Raw genomic sequence first — 2,215 nt, forward strand, 5'->3', positions numbered from 1 at the left:
CGGCAAGGCGGCCATCGATGCCGTCCACCTCGACATCACCGATCTCGAGGGGTTACGAGCCGAGGCAATGGATGCCGCTGCCGTCGGCTTCTCGGCGACCGCGTGCATCCACCCGAGCCAGGTCGACACCATCAGGGCCGCATATGCGCCGACCGAGGAAGAACTGCGGTGGGCACAGCGACTGCTGCTCGCTGCGGAGTCTTCTCCCGGGGTGTTTCGCTTCGAGGGGCAGATGGTCGACGAGCCGATACTGCGACAGGCCCGAAGGGTGCAGGCCTACCGTCGCTGAGCGGGTGGCACACAATGCGCAACTAGTGCTGCCTGCGGCGCTTCGAGAAGTACGGATTGTGCGTTCTGCTCAATTTGTTCGGACACAATTGCGCACAATACCGCGCCCGGCGTACCGTGACGTAACAATCTGGTGCCCGCGCCGGAATGCGCCACACGGCACAACACGATCGAGCTATGCAACGGAGCACAGTGATGGCCAGAACGTTGGACGAGACACTCGAGTCGAGCCGCACGGCCTCTACATCGGGGTGCGATGGGAACCGGCGTCTTATCGACGCCTCCGAGCAGGTCGGGCTGGCTCATAACCGCGGTCATGCTCGCCGCCTGTGCTTCTGTCTAGGGACCGTGGTCCTCGAAGTGCAACGGCTTGAGTCGTCGCGCCTCCACCAGACCAAGGGATTGAGCGTTGAGGTCGGCGTCGACTCCGGCGCGGAGATCGCACATCGTTGGACCGACGAGTTTCTCTAGGATCGGACTACACGCCTCCGAAGAATAGGTCTTAAAGTCGCCTCCATTTTTCTATCTGATCATCGTCTCCCAATTCGGGCGGAAGCTCTCGGACCGTGCGTCCGTCCACGATCGTGTGAGGTCCTCCTCGATCAACTCGAACTTCTCGAACTGCAACTCGCTATCCAAATGTCGGAACTCAACCGGGTAGATGCGCACCCACGCCCCCGACCCGTCATCGTCCAGGCGGACTCCGGCCACACATACGGTTCCCCTATACGCCTTCGACGGGTCAGGCGACGCCTTCACCGTGACCAAGACGCACACACGCTCTCTCAGCACCATCCCCACCTCTCCGAGGGCGGGTCTAGAGTCCGAAATGGACTGGACGTTTACGATTCTCGTCCAGTGGATGCGTCACCAGGGGCGGTCCTCAATCGTGTGCCAACGCGATGATTCAGTGCAGCGCCCAGATCGACGGACACATGACGAGTGCGCTCGGCGGGATCGATATTGCCGGCGACGCCTTAACGCTGCTGGCGCCAAGCCGAGCGGCGATGCGCGAGATAAGCGCGTGAGAACGTCGCCGAGGGGGACTCCGACGATGAGAAGCCGGAGGCAGGGAGCCAGTAGACCACGGCATACTCCGGCGAGAATAAGCAGCGCAAACTGATAGGGCATAATCCATCCTCCCAAAGGAAGCGGAACCAAACCCCGCACGATTTATTCGCGCATCGTCGCACCACATTGGCCCCCTTTCTGGGGTGGTCTGGGCGTGGATCGGTTGCGCTAGCGTTCATATGCGAGTGAACCTCCCGTTTCTCGCGTTAGAGCGGATAGCAGGGCGACACCGGGGGCACGTTCGTGAATAAGCACTCTCCAAAACCGATGATCCTTGCGGGTAGGCATTGGTTGGGGCCGGCGCCGACAGCTATAGTCTTAGTCCTCTCGCTGGTAGCAGGGCTGTTGATGCCCGTGTCATCGTGGAACACCTTCTCTGCGGTGGCCGCGCAGCCTCCGGTAACGGCTTCCTCACCGCCGGCACTGCCTTCGTTCATCAATCTCACTACTGATCGTGAGGAGTTGGCTCTCGGGCAATCCGCCACGCTGACGGCGACGACTGATGCGGATGTCGAGACGACCGCTTCGGTGATCAGCATCGTCGATGTTACGTCTGGTGCGACGTTGAAGTCGTGTACGACCGGGACGGTGTGCACGTTGGCTTCGGTGTCCTTCTACACGGGGCCTCCTCGCATCTATGTAGCAACGGTGAACAGTCTCACCAGCAATCAGGTGACTGTCGCCCGGAAGCCGTGGACGGTGGCGTTGACGGCGGATAAGACCATGTTCGCGGCGGGTGAGACGGTGTTGTTGACGGCGTCGGCGAATCAGGATGTCGGTGTCACGAACGGCAGTTATTTCATCCGGATCTACGACAAGACCACCGGGGTGACGTTGAAGGTGTGCACCTCCGGGG

At 61.0% G+C, this 2,215-nt stretch carries 3 protein-coding genes; all 3 read left to right on the forward strand.

The window, feature by feature from the left end; genetic code table 11:
* Window positions 1–289: HpcH/HpaI aldolase/citrate lyase family protein (locus RMN95_RS05310; RefSeq protein ID WP_309615907.1), on the forward strand; the 289-nt coding region annotated here is incomplete at its 5' end.
* Between the two features lie 194 nt (window positions 290–483).
* Window positions 484–759: a hypothetical protein gene (locus RMN95_RS05315; RefSeq protein WP_309615908.1), complete on the forward strand. Its 276-nt coding sequence runs from the start codon at window positions 484–486 to the stop codon at window positions 757–759.
* 948 nt (window positions 760–1,707) lie between these two features.
* On the forward strand, window positions 1,708–2,215 hold a 508-nt coding region (locus RMN95_RS05320), incomplete at its 3' end, for a hypothetical protein (RefSeq protein WP_309615909.1).

This window comes from Salinibacterium sp., from assembly GCF_031364185.1.
In the GTDB taxonomy this organism is placed as follows: Bacteria; Actinomycetota; Actinomycetes; order Actinomycetales; family Microbacteriaceae; genus Rhodoglobus.

Bases quoted from the DNA above. Each gene is read 5' to 3' on its own strand.
- RMN95_RS05315 (WP_309615908.1), top strand. From the start codon at position 484: ATGGCCAGAACGTTGGACGAGACACTCGAGTCGAGCCGCACGGCCTCT.